Genomic DNA, 20,155 nt, shown 5'->3' with positions numbered 1-20,155 from the left:
TGAGTGAAACAACTGCAATTCCTCAATGCGCTTGGGTTTGCAGGAGCTGTATCGGTGTTAGTCGCCACGCCTACAAAGGCGCAAATCGCGCAAGTAACAGCCGTAAAGCTCAACCCAACGTCCAGTGGCATTGAGGTCATCTTAGAAACGATCGATGGCAAACCGCTGCAAGCCTTCACCGGCAAGTATGGCGAAACCTTTTTTGCCGATATTATTACCGCTCAACTGCGTTTGCCACAAGGCGATTCCTTTCGCCAAGACAATCCCGCACCGGGAATTCGATCGATAGAAGTTACCCGGCTGGATACCAACAGTATCAGGGTTAAAGTTATCGGGGAGGCGGACGTACCCACCGCACAAGTGACTTCCCAAAATCGGGGTTTGGTTGTCAGTTTGAGTACTGCATCCGGTACAGCAACTCAACCGACTTCTCCAACACGAGAACCGGTCACTCAAGTGCAACCAACCCAGCCGACTTCTCCAACACGAGAACCGGTCACTCAAGTGCAACCAACTCAGCCGACTTCTCCAACACGAGAACCGGTCACTCAAGTTCAACCAACCCAGCCGACTTCTCCAACACGAGAACCGGTCACTCAAGTGCAACCAACCCAGCCGACTTCTCCAACACGAGAACCGGTCACTCAAATTCAACCAACCCAACCGACTTCTCCAACACGAGAACCGGTCACTCAAGTTCAACCAACCCAGCCGACTTCTCCAACACGAGAACCGGTCAATCAAGTGCAACCAAATCGATCGACTTCTCCAACAGTTCAACCTCCCAGAGAAAGACCAATTGAACTGATTGTGATCGCTGAAGCAGACGAAACAGGATATCGAGCGCCTTCTGCAAGTGCGGGAACTAGGACAAATACCCCATTGCGGGACGTTCCCCAAGCAGTTCAGGTTGTTCCCCAGCAGGTACTGGAGGATCGACAAGTCACCCGCGTAGAAGAAGCAGTCAGAAGCACCAGTGGCGTCAATCCCACGAGTTCATCCATTACCACATTTGAAACCTTTAATATTAGAGGTTTTGAAAGCACAAATATTCTCCGGAATGGTTTAAGGGATTCCAGTAACACTCAGATTCCATCTGAAACCGCAAACCTGGAAAGATTAGAAGTCCTCAAAGGCCCAGCATCAGTTTTGTTCGGTCAAGGCAGTCCTGGCGGTGTCATCAACGTAGTCACAAAAAGACCGCTACCCAATCCTTTTTATGCTGCTGAATTTAGCATTGGAAATTTTAGCTTTTATCGCGGAGCCATAGATTTGACTGGCCCGCTCAACCGCAGCCAAAATTCCCTGTATCGATTGAATGCTTCTTACGAAAATTCAAATACCTTCGTTGATTTTACGGAAATTGAGCGCTTATTTGTTGCGCCTGTAGTCAGTTGGGATATTAGCGAAGATACAAAGCTAACGCTAGAAGGAGAGTTTATTCGATCGAGCTTTCCTAACTATCGCGGTTTGCCAGCCGTAGGTACAGTACTTCCCAACCCCAATGGCAAGATCCCGATCGAACGCAATATCGCCGAACCCAATCGAGATTTTATCGATAATAACGCTAACCGACTCGGATACAACGTAGAGCATCGCTTCAGCGAAAATTGGTCGTTGCGAAATAGTTTCCGGGTGACGCTGTATTCCTACGAGCAAGATAGCTTTTTCCCCAGTAACCTGGAAGCGGATAACCGAACTCTCACTCGCGGTTACTCTACAGGCAGTAGCGGTACAGATAACGAGATAATGGCAACTGATTTAATCGGTAACTTTTCCACAGGGCCGATCGATCATAAGTTACTCGTTGGGGTAGAGCTATTTAGGGAAAACAACTACAAAAATAAATTCGACATTGGGGATATTGCACCGCTCGATCTTTTTAACCCGGTGTATGGCTCTCCTAACGGCGATATTACCTTCAGTCTTGATAATGCTACCCTGACGCGATCGGCAGGCTTTTACGTCCAAGATCAAATATCGATTTTCGATAAATTTAAATTGATATTGGGCGGACGTTTTGACTTCTACGAACAGCAGCTAACCGATAAATTAGCCAATACAGAAACAAAACAATCGGAAGACTCATTCAGCCCACGGGTAGGTATTGTATATCAGCCGATCGAACCGATTTCTCTCTACGCCAGCTTCAGCCGTTCTTTTAATCCTACGATCGGGACAGGCTTCAATAATGAATTATTTAAGCCGGAAACAGGCACTCAGTATGAAGTAGGCGTCAAAGCGGATCTTTTAGATGGCCGACTTTCTTCCACATTTGCAATTTACCAGTTGACTCGCCAAAACGTTCTCACTCCAGATCCCAGAGATCCTAACTTTTCCATCCAAACAGGCGAACAAAGAAGTCGGGGTGTGGAGTTAGATGTAAGTGGTGAAGTTTTGCCTGGATTGAAAGTAATTGCTTCTTACGCTTATACAGATGCCAGCATTACTGAAGACAATGCCTTGCCAGTTGGCAATCGACTCGATAACGTCCCGAAACATAGCGCTGGTTTGTTTGCAACTTATGAAATTCAAACAGGGAATCTGCGCGGTTTGGGTTTTGGTTTGGGTTTCTTCTATGTAGGAGAACGTGCGGGAGATCTTGACAATAGTTTTTATCTGCCGGATTATTTTCGCACCGATGCCGCTCTTTACTACAGAAGAGATAACTTTAAAGTCGGTTTGAATGTCAAGAATTTGTTTGACATTAGATATTATGAGGCTTCTAATGGGTCTCTGCGCGTTTTCCCTGGTGCGCCTTTGACGGTGCAAGCGACAATTGGTTTGGAGTTTTGACATTTTGCGGAAATCCAAATCTTTGTTTTTTTTTACCGCAGATGTAAGCAGATAAACGCAGATAAACGCAGATAAACGCAGATGAATCGGATGGAGTATATAGGATTTACGCAAGTGACACAAAACCAAGGCTGATTTTTAGTTATGTTGTTCCGCTTTAGCGAAAACAGCGCAACAACATACATTTGTTTAATGTGCCATATCATGTCCAGTAGCATCGATTCCCTAAAAAAACTCTCTTATCTGCGTTAATCTGCGTTCATCTGTTGTCATCTGCGGTAAAAATTTAACCCTCAATTCCAACAGACAATTTTTCGCATCACTCATGTACTATCGATGCAAGCCGACACAATATCATTTACGTAATTTTTCTTCTCCCTTTTTCCCCAGTCTGTAGCTATATCTCTGGTGTCCCAAGTCTCACAACGGAGTTTCGATATGAAATTACGCAAACTGGCGTTAGTTCTGCACCGATATATCGGTATAACTGTCGGAATATTGCTAATTGCCATCTGCTTGACTGGCAGTTTGTTGGTATTTGGCAATGAAATCGATCGCTTCCTCAACCCGCAGTTATTACAAGTAGTCCCCCAACCAGAGCGGGTATCTTTAGAATATGTAGTAAATCGAGTTAATTCTGTTTATCCAAATCTGAAAATCGAATCGATCGATATTCCGCAAAATCCTACTGCTGTTTACAGAGTATGGAGCGAATCTAAGGACAAACAGGTGGTTTTTGTTTACGTCAATCCCTACAATGGATCTATCCTCGGTTCGCGCCTGAAAGAAAAAACTCTGATGAATTTTTTGGTAGAATTACACATAAACTTTCTGGCAGGCGAAATAGGCTCGGTAGTTGTAGGTATCTGCGGGATGCTGTTGTTAGTATTATGCGTAAGCGGACTTGTCCTGTGGACTGGATGGCAGAAATTTATGCAAGGATTTAAGATTAGGTGGAAAGCTCCCTCAAAATTGCTCAATTACGATATCCACAAAGTATTGGGTATGCTGTCGGTTGCTTTTCTCCTCCTGATTGTATCTACTGGGGTAGCGATGAGCTTTTTCTCTCAGTTTGAACAAGCTGTTTACGCGCTCACATCCACTTCATTACCTGTTGTTCCTACCAAATCTAATCCGGCTGCCGATCGACAAACTTTGCCAGTCGATCGCATCTTGGAGAATGCCAATCAAGCTTTACCAGTAGCTCAAACAATTTGGGTCAATATCCCAGCAGATTCTACAGGTTTGTATAGAGTCGGGAAAAGGTTTTCTCAGGACACTTCCCTGAGTAGTGCCAGTAGCGATAGCCAGATTTATGTTGACCAATATACGGGTAAAGTTTGGCGAGTTAACACCGCTCATAAAGGCCCTTTAGCAACTAAGATCGTGTATTCTCTTTACCCTTTACATATCGGTAGTTATGGTGGCTTGGGAATGCGAATTATCTATGTATTGGTAGGTTTAGCACCCACAGGATTGTTTATCACCGGCTTTGTTTTGTGGCGTCACCGTCAGTGGTCGATCGCTCGTCGTCAAGCCGCAATGAAAGTAACTCAAAAAACTAAACGATACCCCGAAGAAGATTACTTCTGGGTTAATGAATGGCCTTGGTTTTGATTTTGGCTTTCCCAATGCGAAAATTTATTTTAGTTTGGAGCGGTCAAACGGCTTCTATTATTGGTAGCCAAATGACTAGCTTTGCCATGACTATCTGGGCGTGGGAAATTACAGGTCACGCCACAGCATTAGCTTTATTTGGTTTGTTTAACCAACTACCGCGCATATTGATAGCGCCGTTTGCGGGAGTAATTGTCGATCGCTTTAACCGGAAAGTGCTGATGATGGTTGGCGATACGGTTGCGGGTCTATCTGCGATCGCGATCTTACTACTATATCTCACCGGCAATCTGCAAATCTGGCATCTGTACGTAACTGCTACTATCAACGGCTCTTTTGAGGAAATCCAAGAACTGGCATATTTAGCAGCCATATCAACTATGGTGCCAAAACAGCAGTACAGTCGCGCTAGCAGTATCAGCTTTTTGGCAAGTTACGGTTCCAGTATTGTCGCACCGGCTGCTTCTGGTACTTTCTATCCAACTATCGGCTTTATGGGTATTGTAATCATCGATATTGCTACTTTTGCGATCGCGATCGCTACTTTGCTACTAACACCCATCCCCCAACCTACTATTACAGAAACCGAAAGCTTCACTCACCCAAATATCTACAAAGAAATTTGGTTTGGCTGGCGCTACATTGTCGCACGACCCAGCCTGCTAGCTATGTTGGTATTTATATCTTTATTTTGGTTTGCCCATGACTTTGGTGCTTCACTTTATGCACCCATGATTTTGGCACGCACTGGTAACGACGCCAGGGTATTAGCTACTGTAGCTTCAGTCGCCGGAGGTAGTGGCGTTGTGGGGGCGTTGCTTATGAGTACTTTGGGTGGCCCCAAGCGGCGGATACACGGATTTTTGTTGGGTACGATCGCAGTAGGAATGAGCAAAATGGTGTTTGGATTTGCCCAGATATTATGGATCTGGATTCCGGCACAATTTTGTTCGTCGATCAATTTCCCTATGCTTGGTAGTTGCAGCGATGCTATCTGGTTAGCTAAGGTTAAGCCTCAAGTGCAAGGGCGCGTTTTTGCCATTCGTTCTATGAGTGTCTCGATCGCATCAACATTAGGCTATTGTGTAGCTGGGCCTTTGGCAGATTATGTTTTTGAGCCAGCTATGAAGCCGGGAGGTAGTCTCGCTGCCGTTTTTGGCAGTATATTCGGCACTGCAACTGGTGCTGGGATGGCACTTTTGTATGTTATCAGTTCGATTTGTTTGTTGGCGATCGGTTTAATTGGGTATACTTCCCGTCGATTGCGAGATGTGGAAACGATAACACCCGATTCCGATGTCGAGTAGCCCACACAAAAAATTTTTACTCCCACTCCCCCAGGCAGGGCTAATTCATCGTAGTGAGAAAAAACTATTTGATATTAATTGACCGTATCACAACGGTGAAATTGGGAAAAAATCATCAAGCTCTCTTTCTCCCCTGCCCCCCTGCCCCCCTGCCCCCCTGCCCCCCTGCCCCCCTGCCCCCACTCTAGGGCTTTTGCGTTGCGATCGCTAATTTTGCACCTTCAACTCGCCGCAATCGATCCATAACCTGTACTACTTGACCGTGATTGACCGCTTTATCTGCATTCAACACCACAAGTAAAGGCTGATTGGGTTTGATCTGCTGGCGCACTGCGTTTTCCAGCGCCTCCAGCTCGATGGGTTCCCGATTTAGCGCCAATCGCCCTTGTTCGTCAACTGTCACCGTCACTTGAGCTGGAGGCTGGCTTTTTCCGGTCGCAGCAGAAGGCAAATTCACCGATAATCCTTCCGAACGAGTCAAAAACAGGGAAGACATTACAAAAAAGGTCAAAATCGCAAATACAACATCGATCATCGGCACGATGTTGATTTGGGGCGGTATATCCGGTTCATCGGGTAGACGCATAAGTTTTTTCTCCTCGTTCGTAGCGACGGCGATAAAGCAGTTCCAGCTGTCCGCCATATTCCTGAATCCGCGCAATTTGGCGGAGGTAAAGTCCTCGAAATGTGTTGGCAAACATCAGGGTAAAGATGGCGACTACCAATCCCGATGCTGTCGAAACGAGGGCTTCGCTGATTCCAGCCGTGACACCAGATGTTTTACTCCCGCCCACATCACCCAGATTCAGGGAGCTAAATGAAGTGATGAGTCCCAAGACGGTGCCTAAGAGTCCGAACAAGGGAGAAAGACTGATTATGGTATCAAAAACGTTGTTAAACCGCTTCAATATGGGTATTTCTGCTTGCGATTCGCTTTCCAACGCTAATCGAAATTCTTCTGGAGTCGGATCTTCTAGTTCCAAAGCAGCCAGAAAAATTCGTGCGATCGGCAAATCGGCATTTTGTTTGAGTCGATCGATCGCACCAACAACGTTATCTCGACGGTACAGCGCAAATACGTCTCGCACTACCCGATTCTGCCTTTGGTTGATGCGAAACCAAAAAGCTATACGCTCTGCAATTAACGCCACCGCTACTACTGAAAAGGCTAGCAGCGGCCACATGACTAAGCCGCCATCCGCAAAAAGTTTACTTATTCCCATTTAAAGCCTCTACGCCAATCTACAAGGCGATTCCTGCTTGCCAGCGAATTCTGCTGGTAAACCTAACGTCCTCATGAGAGATTATCTCTAATGAGAATAGTTGTCAAGTCTTTCCTAAACTTTAATGACACTAAAATTTCTGCTTAATAGTAAAGATTTTCGTTAAGTTTTATTTTATTTTTAGAAAAACCTTTTATATTTCATGCTATTGCAGCTTAGTAGTAAAAAAATATATCTTTTGCAAACTTGACAAAATTCTTGAATAGTCTTACCTTCACTTAAGACAAGTGCAAATTATTTGCAATAAAAGATGAGTCTTTCCAGGATCGCTCTACAGCAGCGACAAAGAGAAGAGGAGGAGCTGAGGTCTTTTCTAACCTTTAGTTCGATCGGTTCCTTGGTACTGCATATAGCCGTGCTGAGCCTCAGCAATTTTTGGGTTAGTGCGGCAGAAGTGCCAGAAGACCCGATCGAAGTGGTGATGGTGGATTCGCCTACCGAGGCAGTTGTCAAACCGGAAGAGAACACTCAACTCAAAGCAGAACCAAAAGCAGAAAGTAGCTCTAGCGGCAGTTCCCAAGCAGGTGGCACAGCCGGTAGTTCATCGGCACCATCATCTGGGTCAATCGGTTCCCAGTCAGACATCGCCCTGAAAGAACCGGCGATTTTTTCTGGCAAACAGCCGAATCTGCCTGAAATCCCTGCCATCCGGCAACCAGTTGCCACTTTAGCGCCCTCTCCACGGGAGCTACCCAAACCTCTGGAACCTCCAGTTCTTAGCACTCCGCTAAAACTACAGCCAGCGCCAGTTGCTAGCATCCCGCCGCAACCGATGTGGACACCGCCACCAGAACCGACACCAGTTGCTAGCATCCCGCCGCAACGGATCTGGACACCACCACCAGAACCGACACCAGTTGCTAGCATCCCACCGCAACCGATGTGGACACCGCCACCAGAACCACAACCAGAACCAACGCCGTTGAAAACACCGGAACCGGAATCGACGCCAACGCCATTAAAAACGCCGGCACCAGAACCGACGCCAGTTGCTAGCATCCCACCAAAACCAGAACCGACACCAACACCATCGAAAACGCCGGCACCAGAACCGACGCCAGTTGCTAGTATCCCACCGCAACCGATGTGGACACCGCCACCAGAACCACAACCAACGCCATCTCCGACTGTGACTGAGAAACCCAGGTCGGTCAGTACGCCATCACCGACGCCAACCTCTACTCCAGAAACAACGCGAACTCCTCAGATCCCTGAGACTGCTAGGAGACCGGTACAAAATGAAAGGCGAGTTGCACCAAGGGAGCGATCTGAGGATGGACGACAAGTTTCCGATCGCTCCAGAAATACTTTTCCAGACCAAACCAGTGCTAGAACCAGTCAAGAAAGTTTAGAAAATAGTTTAGGTTCGCTAAATAATAGTGGGGGATCGAGCGATCGCAACAGTATGAATTCCAGCACGAGCGATCGATCTGGGAATGGAAGGGGTTTAAACAATAACTCTGGCGATCGATCTGGGAATGGAACCGGCACGAGCGATCGACCCGGGAATGGAACGGGTTTAAACAATAGCGCTGGCGATTCCAAACAAGAATCTGGCAATGGTACTGGCGATCGATCGCAAAATGGCACTGAACCCAACAATAGTAATGACAATAAACCAAACACTGACTCCACAGTAGCCACAGGGCCGAGAAATTCCAGACCGGAAAATGCTTCAGAAAATAGACAACGTTCTAGAAGAAACTCATCTTCTAATCGCGTGCTTTGTCGTAAATGTCCGCCGCCAAGGTACCCCGCCGGTGCTGAAAACCTAGAAGGCATCGCTGTAGTTATGATAGATGTTGATAGAAATGGCGATGTCACAAATGTAGATATTGTTAAAAGCAGCGGTCATCCCGTACTTGATGAAGCTGCAAGAGAAACAATCAAGGACAAGTGGAAGTTTGCAACATCAGAAAACGGACAACAAGTGCCAGCACAGGTTCCCTTTGTCAGACGCGGATCGCAGTTGCAGCGTCAAGCTGTTCAACAGCAACGTCAGTTAGAAAGACAACGGGATCTGGCGGAACAAACAGAACGGGATCTGGCGGAACAGCAACAAAAAGAAAGCGAACAAGGGATTGAGCCAAGATAAGTCATCCGATGCAAAGATTTTCGATTTTGGATAGTTAAAACTCCCCCGCTCCCCTTATTTATGCTGTCCTCGCTGGGAGAGTCGATCGCGATCGCACAATCGCACGGTCGTCCCATCGACCTCGATCGCTCCTTCTTGACTGAGTTTATAAAAGGCGCGAGAGAGCGTTTCTGGAATAGTTCCCAACAGTGCAGCCAGTTGTCCTTTCGGTAAATCCAATTCGACGACATCAGCTTTGTTATTGCGATCGCTCAAATTTAACAAATAATTTGCTAACCGTTCGGGCACTTCTTTAAAAGAAAGAGTATCGACTAAATGCGCCAATCGTCGCAAGTGTCGGGCAAAAGTTCCCAACATTGCGATCGCCAGTGTCGGATGTTGCTGCAAAACCATCAAAAAAGCGGCTCTAGGAATAAATACAACTTCTGAATTTTCCAGTGCAGCAGCCGATGCAGGAAAATGACCGCCATCGAAAGCAGGTACTTCTGCAAAATGTTCGTCAGCGCCGAAAATATGCAAAATTTGTTCTTTCCCAGCGCTCGCCACTTTAAAAACCTTGATGCGTCCCGATTTGACGATAAAAAATCCAGTTCCTTCATCTCCCTCCCAAAATAGCGTTTCCCCTTTTTTATAACTCTGGAAAATTCCTATATTCGCTAAAGCAGCCAATTGCTCATCAGTTACATCCAGAAAAATCGGCGTCTGTTTCAAAAACTGTTTGACTTCTAAAATACGTTCGCTAATAGTCATAGCTGCTAGTGAAACTTGTGTAATATTATCTCCGCTAACATCGGTTGCCGAAAAATCGCTGTCTTATCTGCGTTTATCTGCGTTTATCTGCCTACATCTGCGGTAAAAATTTAACCCGTCATTCCCACAGATAATCTTTCGCATCATTTATATACCTACAATGCAACCGGACAAGATATAACCCCTAGAAACAAAACTTTACCAAACATTATAACTACTTTTGACTTAAGTCAAGGATCGGCTTGAGGAATCCCAATAGGCTAGAGATAAGAACACAGGAGTAACGACATATGTACTGTAACCAATGCGAACAAACAACCCGTGGCGATGTGTGTCATCAGTGGGGAGCCTGCGGTAAAAGTCCTGAAGTCGATGCGTTGCAAGATTTGTTGGTACATTGCTTGCGGGGACTATCGCAAGTGGCGCTGCAAGCCAAATCCTTGGGAATAGACACTCGCGAGGCGGATGAGTTCACAATGGAGATGTTGTTCTCCACGCTGACGAATGTAAATTTCGATCCAGTTGATTTTGTGGCATTTGTCAATCGTGCGATCGCATTGCGCGAAAGTCTGAAGTTGCAAATCCAAGCTACAGGTAACGTTGTTGTTGAGTCTGCGATCGCAACTTTCCAACCTGCTGGCGAGCCGAAAGAACAAATTGGACAAGGAAGAGAACTAGAATTTGAGTTTATCAGTCATTCTGCTAAAAATGTCGATATTTTCTCGCTCAAGCTGACTGTATTATACGGGCTTAAGGGCCTTGCTGCCTATGCCTTCCATGCGTCAGAACTCGGTCAGCACGATCGAGACCTCGATCGCTTTTTCCATGAAGTGTTGGCGAATCTCGATGCAGTAGATAAAACTCTCCCAGAATGGCTCGATTTGGCGCTCAAAGTGGGAGAGATGAATCTGAAAGCAATGGCGCTGCTGGATGCTGGAAATACGGAAACTTTCGGACATCCCACTCCTACCGTTGTAACTTTGGGCACCACAATTGGCAAGGCGATTCTGGTATCGGGACACGATTTACGAGATTTGAAAGCCATCCTAGAGCAAACAGCAGGAACGGGTATTAAAGTTTACACTCACGGCGAATTGCTACCCGCACACGGTTATCCGAAACTCAAACAAACTTATCCGCATCTTTACGGACATTACGGTACGGCATGGCAAAATCAAACACACGAATTTGAAAGCTTCCCAGGTGCGATCGTCATGACGACGAATTGCCTGATGCCACCCCACGAATCTTACAAAGACCGCGTGTTTACTTTGGGGCCAGTGGGTTATCCCGGTTTGAAACATACCAGCATTCGCGACATTTCGCCAATTATCCAGACAGCCCAAGAACTACCGGGATTTCAAGAAGAGTGCGATCGAGGTACGGTGACAGTAGGCTTTGCTCGCAATACGGTGCTAAGTGTAGCCGATACGGTAATTGATGGCGTGAAGCAAGGTAAAATTCGTCACTTCTTCTTAGTGGGTGGCTGCGATGGTGCCAAGCCGGGTCGCAATTATTACACGGAATTAGTAGAAAAGATACCCGATGATTGTATCGTTCTGACATTAGGTTGTGGTAAGTTCCGCTTCTTTGACAAACATCTGGGTGAAATTGGCGGTATTCCGCGCTTACTGGATATGGGACAATGCAATGATGCTTATTCGGCGATTCAAGTTGCAGTAGCTTTGGCAAATGCCTTTGGTATTAATGTTAACCAACTGCCTCTATCGTTAGTGCTGTCTTGGTACGAACAGAAAGCGATCGCAGTTTTGTTGACCCTGCTTTATTTGGGCATTCAAAATATCCGCATCGGCCCAACACTGCCGGCGTTCTTCACACCTAATGTTGTGAAAATCTTGTCAGAAAAGTTCAATTTGAAACTGATTGCTACACCAGAACAAGATTTAGCCGCCTGTCTTGGCTAAATTAGTTGGGTGGGAAATAAAACCCACCCAAATCAAACCCTTTTTAAGGCAAATTCGCTCCGGAATACGGTGCGATCGCCCCTTTTATATTGACCGAGTGTACAGACGTTTATTTAAATATTTTTCGTAGCAGTACGAGAATAATCCATATTAACGCACCAAATGCTAGACCGAAAACAATACTCCAGAAAATCGACCAAATAAAGGGATGAATTGGCAAAGAAAAATCGGGTCGCCATTGAATTGGTATACTGGTAGTAAGTGCGTAACTGCTACAAAATATGCCACCTGCGCCTACAGCAGTACCGAAGAAAAAGATGAGGTCTTGGAGTTTTTCTTCCCGTTCTTTTTCGCTCTGTTCTCGGTTTTCCGCTTGTTTCTCAGCTTGCCGTTCTTTTTCTCTTTCTGCTGCTTCCTGTTTCGCTAAGTTTTCCTGCCATTCTCGTTCCCTTCTGTTCTCATCCTCCTGCCATCTTCTGTCGCTTTCCACCTGTTCAATTTCCACCATTCCGCGAATTGTCGATATCATTTCTCGGAACAATTCTTGACTCGGAAACAGATAACCCAAATCTGCTTTAATTTGTTGCTGATATTTATTTTCGGCCAAATCGAGAAAATTTTGCCAAAATTTCAGGTTATCTTCTTCTAATGTCAAACTTTGAATTTCCGCTAAAGCTTCCTTGTAGTTTTCAGTATTATTTACAATCGTATTGTGATATTCACTCAAATTTCGCAAACAGCGCGAGTAATCGAAAACTTTTGTCCTGATTCGCGCTAGTAATTCCTTTAATTGGCTTAATCTATTTTCGGGATTTGGTTCATTTTCGATGCGGGTAAATTCGGGAATCTGTTTTTCGATATCGCTGGCGATGCCTTGCGCCTCTTCATACCACTCCCGCGATTTATGATAGGCAAATACTATTTTAGCACGCGAACAGAGTAGATTTAGTAAATAATAGTTAAATTTTGCGGTTGCTTGATTCAACGTATCGGGATGGCGTTTCAACCATACTAAAACGTGACAGCGATCGGCTGGGTTTATATTACGATTATCATATTCAAAAATCGGGCTACCAAATAACTTACCTTCGGCGACGAATTTCGGTGCTGGTTGAAATTTATCCTGTAAAAAAGCTTTCAGACAATTATCGGCAAGTTTCCGATAATCATCATACACTACTGGCTCGGCATAAAGCAAGATAGTTTGGCCGAGAGAAGCTTGAATTTGATTCGGTAACAAGCAACCATCGGGATTTAATAGTTTTAGTTTATCTAGGGAAACAGTCAGATTTTGATAAGAGAGAGTTAAGTCAGCAGCGTAAGTATCGTGAATGCGTAAAGGAAGGATAGAACCGTTGAGAATTAGATGATCGGGTAGAGATATTTCCTGAAATTTCAGAGTTTGGCCATCTTTTGTTAATTCTTGGTAATTCCCTTTTTCTTTCTCTTGCTTATAATTACCATTTTCGTAGCAAATCAGATGATTTTGCAGAGATTCTAATTCAGGAATATTTAATTTATTTCCGACATTATCAGCCAGATTATCCCACAATTGGGAGACATTTTGCGCGGGTGATTGGAAACCCAAATCGAAATCATCACGCAGATGAAAAGGATAAACGGTAACGCTACTCTTTCTAATTTTATATTCTTCGTTCATATTATCTTGTAATTAGGTACGTAGTTGGGCTTGAGCCCCTCTTTCTAGGTACGTAGTTGGGCTTGAGCCCCTCTTTTTAGGTATGTTGTTGGGCTTTAGCCCCTCTTTCTTAGGTACGTTGTTGGGCTTTAGCCCCCAAGAGCGCTGAAGCGCAACAACATACCTCCTAAGAGCGCTGAAGCGCAACAACGTACCTGAATATTAATCATCCCAACCTTTTCCATAATCTTTCACCGGATATTCTACCCACGTACTTCTTAACCACTCTCTCCCTTGATACTCCAAATACCAATGTACGCTACTCGCTGACCAATCATAAGGAGATCTTGCCCAACCATGCTTAACCGGATTGTAGTGAATATAATTAATAGTTGTATAATAATGCCTTTCCGATCGAATTGCTCGATCGCTAAACGAATGCCAAACTTTACCTGTAAGATTATCCTCCAGATTCCATTGCCTAGCTAATGGCCCATGAATGGAACGAAATAACACACTTAACCGTAACGTATTAATATTACGCACTAACAGATGGTAATGATTTGGTAAAACCACCCAAGCATCAATTTGTATACCATCTGAAATAAACTTATCGAATATTAAATCTAAAATTTGGTGACGGCGTTCCTGAGTATTAATCCTAGCTTGATGCTCAAAACAACCAACTGTAATATGGTAAAATTGAGCATCTTGAACTGGATGAGGTGGAGAATGAGGAGGAAATCCCTTAGCCAACCTTTCCTTAACAAGTTCAACCCGTTGTTCCGGTGTTAATTTTCGATATTCGTACATAATTATTTGGTAGTAGGTAAAGGTAAAGGTACGTTGTTGCGCTTCAGCGCTCTTAGGTACGTTGTTGCGCTTCAGCGCTCTTGGGGGCTAAAGCCCAACAACGTACCTAATTCTTATCTTTTGTTGCTGGTGATGACGATGAAGGCGAACCTAACCTCGTCCTATTTTCAATCAACCTATCATTAAAATCCCTCACAACTTCCTCATCCGCTTTACTATCCGTCCCCCCTGCGCCCATTTGACATAATTCGTTATCCATATTTTCTTTAATCAATGGTTTATCTTCACACCACGCTTCTATCTTTTTGGCAATTTCCTTCGTGCTTTCATTCGGTGCAACAGTCAATTCTGTTAATGCTTCTCTATGATTATCAAACAAATCTGAAGTATCATATAAATTGTTAAAAGCATCGATAATTTCTTTCGGGGTGCTTTCTGGTGAAAATGGCATAGTCAGTTCCTTTTGTTCAACTTTTTGGGTTTCAATCGATAAACTTTCTGTTTCACCAATTAAGGTAAATGCTGCCCAATCTGCGGGACGGGAAAATCGCGCTTTTGTCCTTAGCATAGCATCCCGCAAAGCGGCGGCTCGATCCATTCCCTTTTCCAAATTTTGATAGAATTCAGTCATCAGTAATTTGGCGGAAAGTGCGCCCATGTTCCACAGGGAAACGATGACGCTGGGAACGCCTGCGAGGATGAAGCAACGGGAAAGTCCGATGATCCCATCTCCCGTTATTTTACCTTTTCCCGTACTGCAAGCACTCAAAACTACGATTTCGGAATTCAGTTTTAAGGCGAGAATATCTCTTGCCCTAATTGCACCATCATCGGTGGCGGAAGCGGGTGCTAAAATAATCGCACCAGGGATGCCTGATTCTCCGAAATCATCTAACAGTCCGTGGGCGGAAATATGGGCGATTCGCACGCCTAAAATGCGAGCCAAGACTACTGCTTTGGTTGCTTTTTCTCCGGTAATTGCTTCCGTTTCCAAAAGGGCTGCAATTTGTTCTGCGGCTTCTTTTGCTGCGGGAATGGGTTTGAGATTATAGGGTTCTTGTCTGAATTTTGGGGCAATCATTGGATCGCCTACTACTAACGCTGCTTGCTTTAATCCGCGAATATTTTGGTGGTGCTGATGGGTGAGGTTTAATACTTGGATGGAAGGGGCGGTGAGGATGGTATGATTTTCTATTAAGTAGCTGCCATCTGCGGGGTTTTGCAGGGCATGAAAGGGAACTAGAAATAATTGGTAATGGGGGATGAAGATAACTTTGGCATTGGGGTGTTGGGGGAGTAAGTCGGCGATGGGAGAAATGAGGATTTCATAGAGGAGTTGTAATAATGGATATCGCCCTTGGTTATCGCGTTTAAATTCGGTTTCGAGTTGAATTTTTTGTCCCTCTGCATCTTTTTCTTCTATGCCAATGGAAACGCGAGATTTGAGGATGATTGATTCTAAGTTGGCGAGGCTTTGGTTTAGTTGTTGGAGGGGTTCGAGGTTGGCGCGACGAAAGGCGATTTCTCCGTTGGGTAGAATTACCCAAATGTAAATGTCTTCAGTAACAATTGAATATTCGATGATTGTGGCTTTTTGGGATTGGGCAATTTGTTGAATTTGGGCAGAGGATAGATTAACGTTAGTTTGTACGGGCGGGTTTTGTTGAGAAGTTATCTGTTCTTGTTTAATATTTTCTGCTAAACTCGCTTCTATATTTGTGGTGAATAAGGTTTTTGTTAATAATTCCACGAAGGCACGGGTACGTCCCCGTTCGGATATTTCTAAGGCAGTATCAAATTTATTTTGGGCGACTAAGACTTGTTGTAACAGGCGATATGTTTGTGTTTGGGTTTCAAAGATCGATACTTTATGGTCATAATTGGTTAATTCAGAACGCAGAGTTTCCCAAATTCGCATTGAGGCATAAAGGGTTTCTTCTGCTTCTGCGAGTTGGTTAGTTTTGAGTAAAGTCCCGCCTAGATTGTTTAGAGATAAAGCTTCCCCCTGCCGATCGCCTATTTCCCGCGCAATTTCTAAATACTGCCGCTCGTAAACAATTGCTCCTGAGTATTGTCCCAAGGAATATAAAATATGTCCTAAACTGCCTAGTGCATTAGCTTCACGTTGGCGATCCCCTATCTGGCGTAAAATTGCTAAAGTCTGTTGAAGGTAATCTAGTGCTTTTTGGTATTGCCCCAAATAATGGTAGGCATTTCCCAAATTCCCTAATGAAGAAGCTTCACCTTGACGATCTTCTAGCTCGCGTGCAATAGCGACAGACCTTAGTTGATACTTAATTGCTTCTTGGTATTGCCCCAAGGCATCGAAAACAATTCCCAAATTTCGCAATGAAACAGCTTCACCTTGGCGATCCTGTATATGATGTGCAATTTCTAGTTGCTGTTTATGGCAATCAATTGCTAGTTGGTATTTCGCTAAGTAATAATAAGCAAGCCCTAAACCACCCAATGAATTAGCTTCACCTTGACTATCTTCTATTTCCTTAGCAGTTTCTACAGACTCTTTAAGGTAATTAATCGCTAGTTGATATTGTCCCAATGAATTGTAAACAAGCCCCAAATTACGCAGAGAATTAGCTTCACCTTTGTAATCAACTATTATTCGTGAAATTGCTAGTTGCTGCTGATGGTACTCGCTCGCTACTTGGAATTGTCCCAAGGAATAGTAAGCAAGTCCCAAATTCCCCAGAGAAGCTGCTTCACCTTGACGATCGCTGATTTTCCGATAAATAATTAATGACTGTCTCCAAGATTGCAAAGCAGCGCGAAATTGACTTTTATTATACTGCTCAATTCCTAGATTCAAAAGTCTATCTGCTTCTGCTTTTGAGGTGGTTGCTGCTGAGGAATTGTCAAATACTCCCAGCAGCATTGCTGCGATATTCATCAACCGATTAGCATTATTTAAACTCCCTTCCCTTCTCAAATTATCAGCCACTTCTAACATTACCTGCACCAAACCTGCATCCTGCAAATCTGGGTGTGCCTGCAAAATTTCTGCTTCTTCGCCGCTAGGACAATTTAGCAGTGCTTCAATTAGCTGGTAATAGGCGTTTTGGCGTTCTTCGTTCATGCTTGGTGTTGGGTGGGAGAGGTACGTTGTTGCGCTTTAGCGCTCTTATAGAGGTATGTTGTTGCGCTTTAGCGCTCTTATAGAGGTATGTTGTTGGGCTTCAGCCCTCTTATAGATGTATGTAGTTGCGCTTTAGCGCTCTTATAAACGTATGTTATTACCCTTTACCGCTAAAGAGGGGCTAAAGCCCAACTACGTACCTGTGCGATCGCCCATGCTTTTTGACAAATTTCGGATTTTGTGGTAATTATGCGATTTATTTTGATTTGTAGGGGCGGGGCGCTAAAGCGCAACAATGTACCTAAAACGTAGCTGAAGGCAATATCGACTTGCCGAACTGACCCACAAATGCTACCAGTTAAGATGCAGTCGCGCTTAACACCTCTTTATACAGATGTTGGATGGATTTTGGCAAAACGTATATCGCTATGGCACGTACTTTGTTACCGTGATAACGGGTATATTCTTCTTCTTGTTCGGTTGGTTAGCCCCGTTATTGAAGCGTCCGGTAACAGCGATCGCCCTCATTAGCTTTTTTATTGCAGGCTTAATTTTTGTTGCCCTGACCCTGAGAGCGATGCTGGGTTTAAGCCCGGTTTAGTTACGATGGTGAGAGGTATGATTCATTACTGCCAAACAGGCAGGGTATTGTTATGGCTACAGATCGTCGGGTTTCCCGCGTTGCTGCACTAATACAGCGCGAAGTCAGCCAAATGCTGCTTAGCGGCATCAAAGATGACCGGGTGGGTGCAGGTATGGTGAGTGTGACGGATGTGGATGTTTCGGGAGACCTTCAGCACGCCAAGATATTTGTCAGTATCTATGGCACTCCAGAAGCAAAAGTAGAAACAATGGCTGGGTTAAAGGCGGCGACTGGTTATGTCCGTCGGGAACTCGGTCATCGCGTGCGTCTGCGTCGGACGCCGGAAGTCGTGTTTGTGGAAGATAAATCCTTAGAACGAGGCGATCGCATCTTATCTCTGCTCAACCGCATCGAGCAAGAACGGCGCGACCATCCTCTCCCAGAGGAGAACGATAATCACGATCGCAAGGATAATATAGTATCGGTGGAGGAAGAGGAAGAAACTTGAAATCTTCTCAATTACCCGATATAAATACACTTTCCCTGGCAGAACAGGTAGCCCAAATGGTGGTAGTACGCGCCTCTGGTTACTTGTTCGACCATCAAATCAAGTATCCTCAATGGGAACCACCGGCAGCTAAGTTACAGCATTTCATCAGTAATCTTGGTGTGGGTGGTGTAATCTTGCTGGGGGGTAGTGCGGCGGAATTGGCACTGCGATCGCAACAACTGCAAAGCTGGGCCAAAATCCCCTTACTCGTAGCTGCCGATATCGAAGAAGGTGTCGGACAGCGCTTTTCTGCGGCTACATGGTTTCCGCCACTGATGGCAATAGGCGCAATTGCGGAAAAAGATCCCAGCCTCGCTCAACATTATGCTGAGGAAATGGGAGCCATCACTGCCCAAGAAGCACTTGCGATCGGAATCAACTGGGTTTTAGCTCCTGTTGTGGATGTTAACAACAATCCCGATAATCCAGTTATCAATATTCGCGCTTTTGGCGAAACACCCGCTGTCGTTTCTCAACTGGCGTCTGCTTTTATCAGAGGTACGCAACGCTATCCCGTCTTAAGCACAGCCAAACATTTTCCCGGACACGGCGATACTGCTGTAGATTCGCATTTAGAATTACCTGTAATTCCTCACTCCCCCGCACGGCTAGCCGAAGTTGAACTGCCGCCTTTTGCTGCTACGATTGCAGCTGGGGTAGATACGGTGATGAGCGCTCACTTGCTGATCCCCAGTTGGGATAACAAGTTACCCGCAACTCTGTCTCCCTCCATTTTGACAGGTCAGTTGCGCCAAAATCTCGGTTTTGAAGGTTTAATCGTCACAGATGCTTTGGTGATGGGTGCGATTACCAATGATTACGGTGTGAACGAAGCACCGGTTTTGGCAGTGGAAGCGGGTGTCGATATTCTACTGATGCCATTAGACCCCGAAGGTGCGATCGCCGCGATCTGCGATGCCGTCAACTCCGGACGTATCTCCCCGGAACGGATTCGCGCTTCTGTGGAACGCATCTGGCAAGCAAAGTCGAAAGTTTTCTCGTCCCAAACTCAGACAGATGGAAACGAGAATTTCTCCCCCTCCAACTTCCTGCACCAACTAGCTAGTCCCGCAGCACTCGCCACAGTCAATGCCATCTTGCGCGACAGCTGTCAAGTTTTCGGTTCTGTACCTTTACCGAAAGAAAACTTAATCAATTTACGTAACTTAATAGTTGTTGACAATCTGCTAGACTGTAAATTCCTCGATCGCCAAGCACCCGCGATCGTTATACCCCAAGAGAGAGGATACACAACTCAGTTATGCGATGGCCATACGCCGATCTCTACTTCCGATCGCCCTCAGCCGACTCTGTTACAAGTATTTATGCGTGGCAATCCCTTTCGTGGCAGCGCCGGCTTAACCCAAATGGCAGAAGATTGGTTTAAAAATTTATTAACAACTGGGGAATTGCAAGCTCTGGTAGTTTACGGTAGTCCTTATATTAAAAATAAGTTTTTACAATATCTGCCACCAGATATACCTTGCGTCTACTCATTTGGGCAGATTTCGGCAGCACAAGCGATCGCGCTGCAAGCATTATTTGGGATCTAAAACTATTTTCTTTATAAAGATTTAATTTTCTATTTCTTTATCCCTCTGAAGAGGGATAAGTTCTCCATCAACCTATTTTTAGAACTCCCATTCAGCGTATGGCAGCATCAGAAAGGCTTCTGGGATACCTGCTTAACGTGGCTTAATGTG

Annotated in this window: 14 protein-coding genes; 8 read left to right on the top strand and 6 right to left on the bottom strand. The window is 45.0% G+C overall.

Annotation, left to right across the window (positions count from 1 at the left end):
- The first annotated feature begins 3 nt into the window (after positions 1-3).
- The 3 genes from ACE1CD_RS30255 to ACE1CD_RS30245 all read left to right on the top strand — a co-directional run bounded on the left by ACE1CD_RS30255 (position 4) and on the right by ACE1CD_RS30245 (position 5,720).
- Entirely contained in the window at positions 4-2,796 is a 2,793-nt protein-coding gene (locus tag ACE1CD_RS30255; RefSeq protein ID WP_374827127.1) for a TonB-dependent siderophore receptor, read from the top strand.
- A gap of 438 nt (positions 2,797-3,234) precedes the next feature.
- Positions 3,235-4,413, top strand: coding sequence for a PepSY-associated TM helix domain-containing protein (locus ACE1CD_RS30250; RefSeq protein ID WP_374827126.1), 1,179 nt, complete (start codon positions 3,235-3,237; stop codon positions 4,411-4,413).
- A gap of 14 nt (positions 4,414-4,427) precedes the next feature.
- Positions 4,428-5,720, top strand: coding sequence for an MFS transporter (locus ACE1CD_RS30245; RefSeq protein ID WP_374827125.1), 1,293 nt, complete (start codon positions 4,428-4,430; stop codon positions 5,718-5,720).
- Positions 5,721-5,904: 184 nt separating this feature from the next.
- Here ACE1CD_RS30245 and ACE1CD_RS30240 read toward each other — a convergent pair whose 3' ends face one another.
- Entirely contained in the window at positions 5,905-6,306 is a 402-nt protein-coding gene (locus ACE1CD_RS30240; RefSeq protein WP_190475780.1) for a biopolymer transporter ExbD, read from the bottom strand.
- Positions 6,290-6,943 (bottom strand): MotA/TolQ/ExbB proton channel family protein, encoded by a 654-nt coding sequence (locus ACE1CD_RS30235; RefSeq protein WP_374827124.1) that lies wholly within the window; start codon positions 6,941-6,943, stop codon positions 6,290-6,292. The genes ACE1CD_RS30240 and ACE1CD_RS30235 overlap by 17 nt, the downstream gene beginning before the upstream one ends.
- 310 nt (positions 6,944-7,253) lie before the next feature.
- On the opposite strand from ACE1CD_RS30235, the gene ACE1CD_RS30230 reads away from it, so the two are divergent.
- The gene (locus tag ACE1CD_RS30230; RefSeq protein ID WP_374827123.1) at positions 7,254-9,098 is read left to right on the top strand and encodes a TonB family protein; all 1,845 of its coding nucleotides are present in this window, start codon (positions 7,254-7,256) and stop codon (positions 9,096-9,098) included.
- 54 nt (positions 9,099-9,152) lie between these two features.
- Here ACE1CD_RS30230 and ACE1CD_RS30225 read toward each other — a convergent pair whose 3' ends face one another.
- The gene (locus ACE1CD_RS30225; protein WP_374827122.1) at positions 9,153-9,848 is read right to left on the bottom strand and encodes a Crp/Fnr family transcriptional regulator; all 696 of its coding nucleotides are present in this window, start codon (positions 9,846-9,848) and stop codon (positions 9,153-9,155) included.
- Positions 9,849-10,138: 290 nt separating this feature from the next.
- Here ACE1CD_RS30225 and hcp point away from each other — a divergent pair, with 290 nt between their 5' ends.
- Positions 10,139-11,773, top strand: coding sequence for a hydroxylamine reductase (hcp, locus tag ACE1CD_RS30220; protein WP_374827121.1), 1,635 nt, complete (start codon positions 10,139-10,141; stop codon positions 11,771-11,773).
- 109 nt (positions 11,774-11,882) lie between these two features.
- Here the strand turns inward: hcp and ACE1CD_RS30215 are convergent, their stop codons facing one another.
- The 3 genes from ACE1CD_RS30215 to ACE1CD_RS30205 all read right to left on the bottom strand — a co-directional run bounded on the left by ACE1CD_RS30215 (position 11,883) and on the right by ACE1CD_RS30205 (position 17,319).
- Positions 11,883-13,433 (bottom strand): hypothetical protein, encoded by a 1,551-nt coding sequence (locus ACE1CD_RS30215; RefSeq protein ID WP_374827120.1) that lies wholly within the window; start codon positions 13,431-13,433, stop codon positions 11,883-11,885.
- A gap of 201 nt (positions 13,434-13,634) precedes the next feature.
- Positions 13,635-14,225 (bottom strand): transposase, encoded by a 591-nt coding sequence (locus ACE1CD_RS30210; RefSeq protein ID WP_374827119.1) that lies wholly within the window; start codon positions 14,223-14,225, stop codon positions 13,635-13,637.
- 106 nt (positions 14,226-14,331) lie between these two features.
- Positions 14,332-17,319 (bottom strand): CHAT domain-containing protein, encoded by a 2,988-nt coding sequence (locus tag ACE1CD_RS30205; protein ID WP_374827118.1) that lies wholly within the window; start codon positions 17,317-17,319, stop codon positions 14,332-14,334.
- Between the two features lie 394 nt (positions 17,320-17,713).
- On the opposite strand from ACE1CD_RS30205, the gene ACE1CD_RS30200 reads away from it, so the two are divergent.
- The 3 genes from ACE1CD_RS30200 to ACE1CD_RS30190 are packed head-to-tail and all read left to right on the top strand — an operon-like array spanning position 17,714 to position 20,005.
- Positions 17,714-17,920: a DUF751 family protein gene (locus ACE1CD_RS30200; RefSeq protein WP_374800297.1), complete on the top strand. Its 207-nt coding sequence runs from the start codon at positions 17,714-17,716 to the stop codon at positions 17,918-17,920.
- 52 nt (positions 17,921-17,972) lie between these two features.
- Positions 17,973-18,410 (top strand): 30S ribosome-binding factor RbfA, encoded by a 438-nt coding sequence (gene rbfA / locus ACE1CD_RS30195; RefSeq protein WP_374800295.1) that lies wholly within the window; start codon positions 17,973-17,975, stop codon positions 18,408-18,410.
- Between the two features lie 56 nt (positions 18,411-18,466).
- Positions 18,467-20,005, top strand: a complete 1,539-nt coding sequence (locus ACE1CD_RS30190; protein WP_374827188.1) for a glycoside hydrolase family 3 N-terminal domain-containing protein — start codon at positions 18,467-18,469, stop codon at positions 20,003-20,005.
- The last annotated feature ends 150 nt before the right edge of the window (positions 20,006-20,155 follow it).

The sequence above is a fragment of the Aerosakkonema sp. BLCC-F183 genome (assembly GCF_041929145.1).
Classification (GTDB): Bacteria; Cyanobacteriota; Cyanobacteriia; order Cyanobacteriales; family Aerosakkonemataceae; genus Aerosakkonema.
The sequence above is the reverse complement of the archived record's forward strand: the minus strand, read 5'-3'. Positions and strand labels throughout refer to the sequence as shown.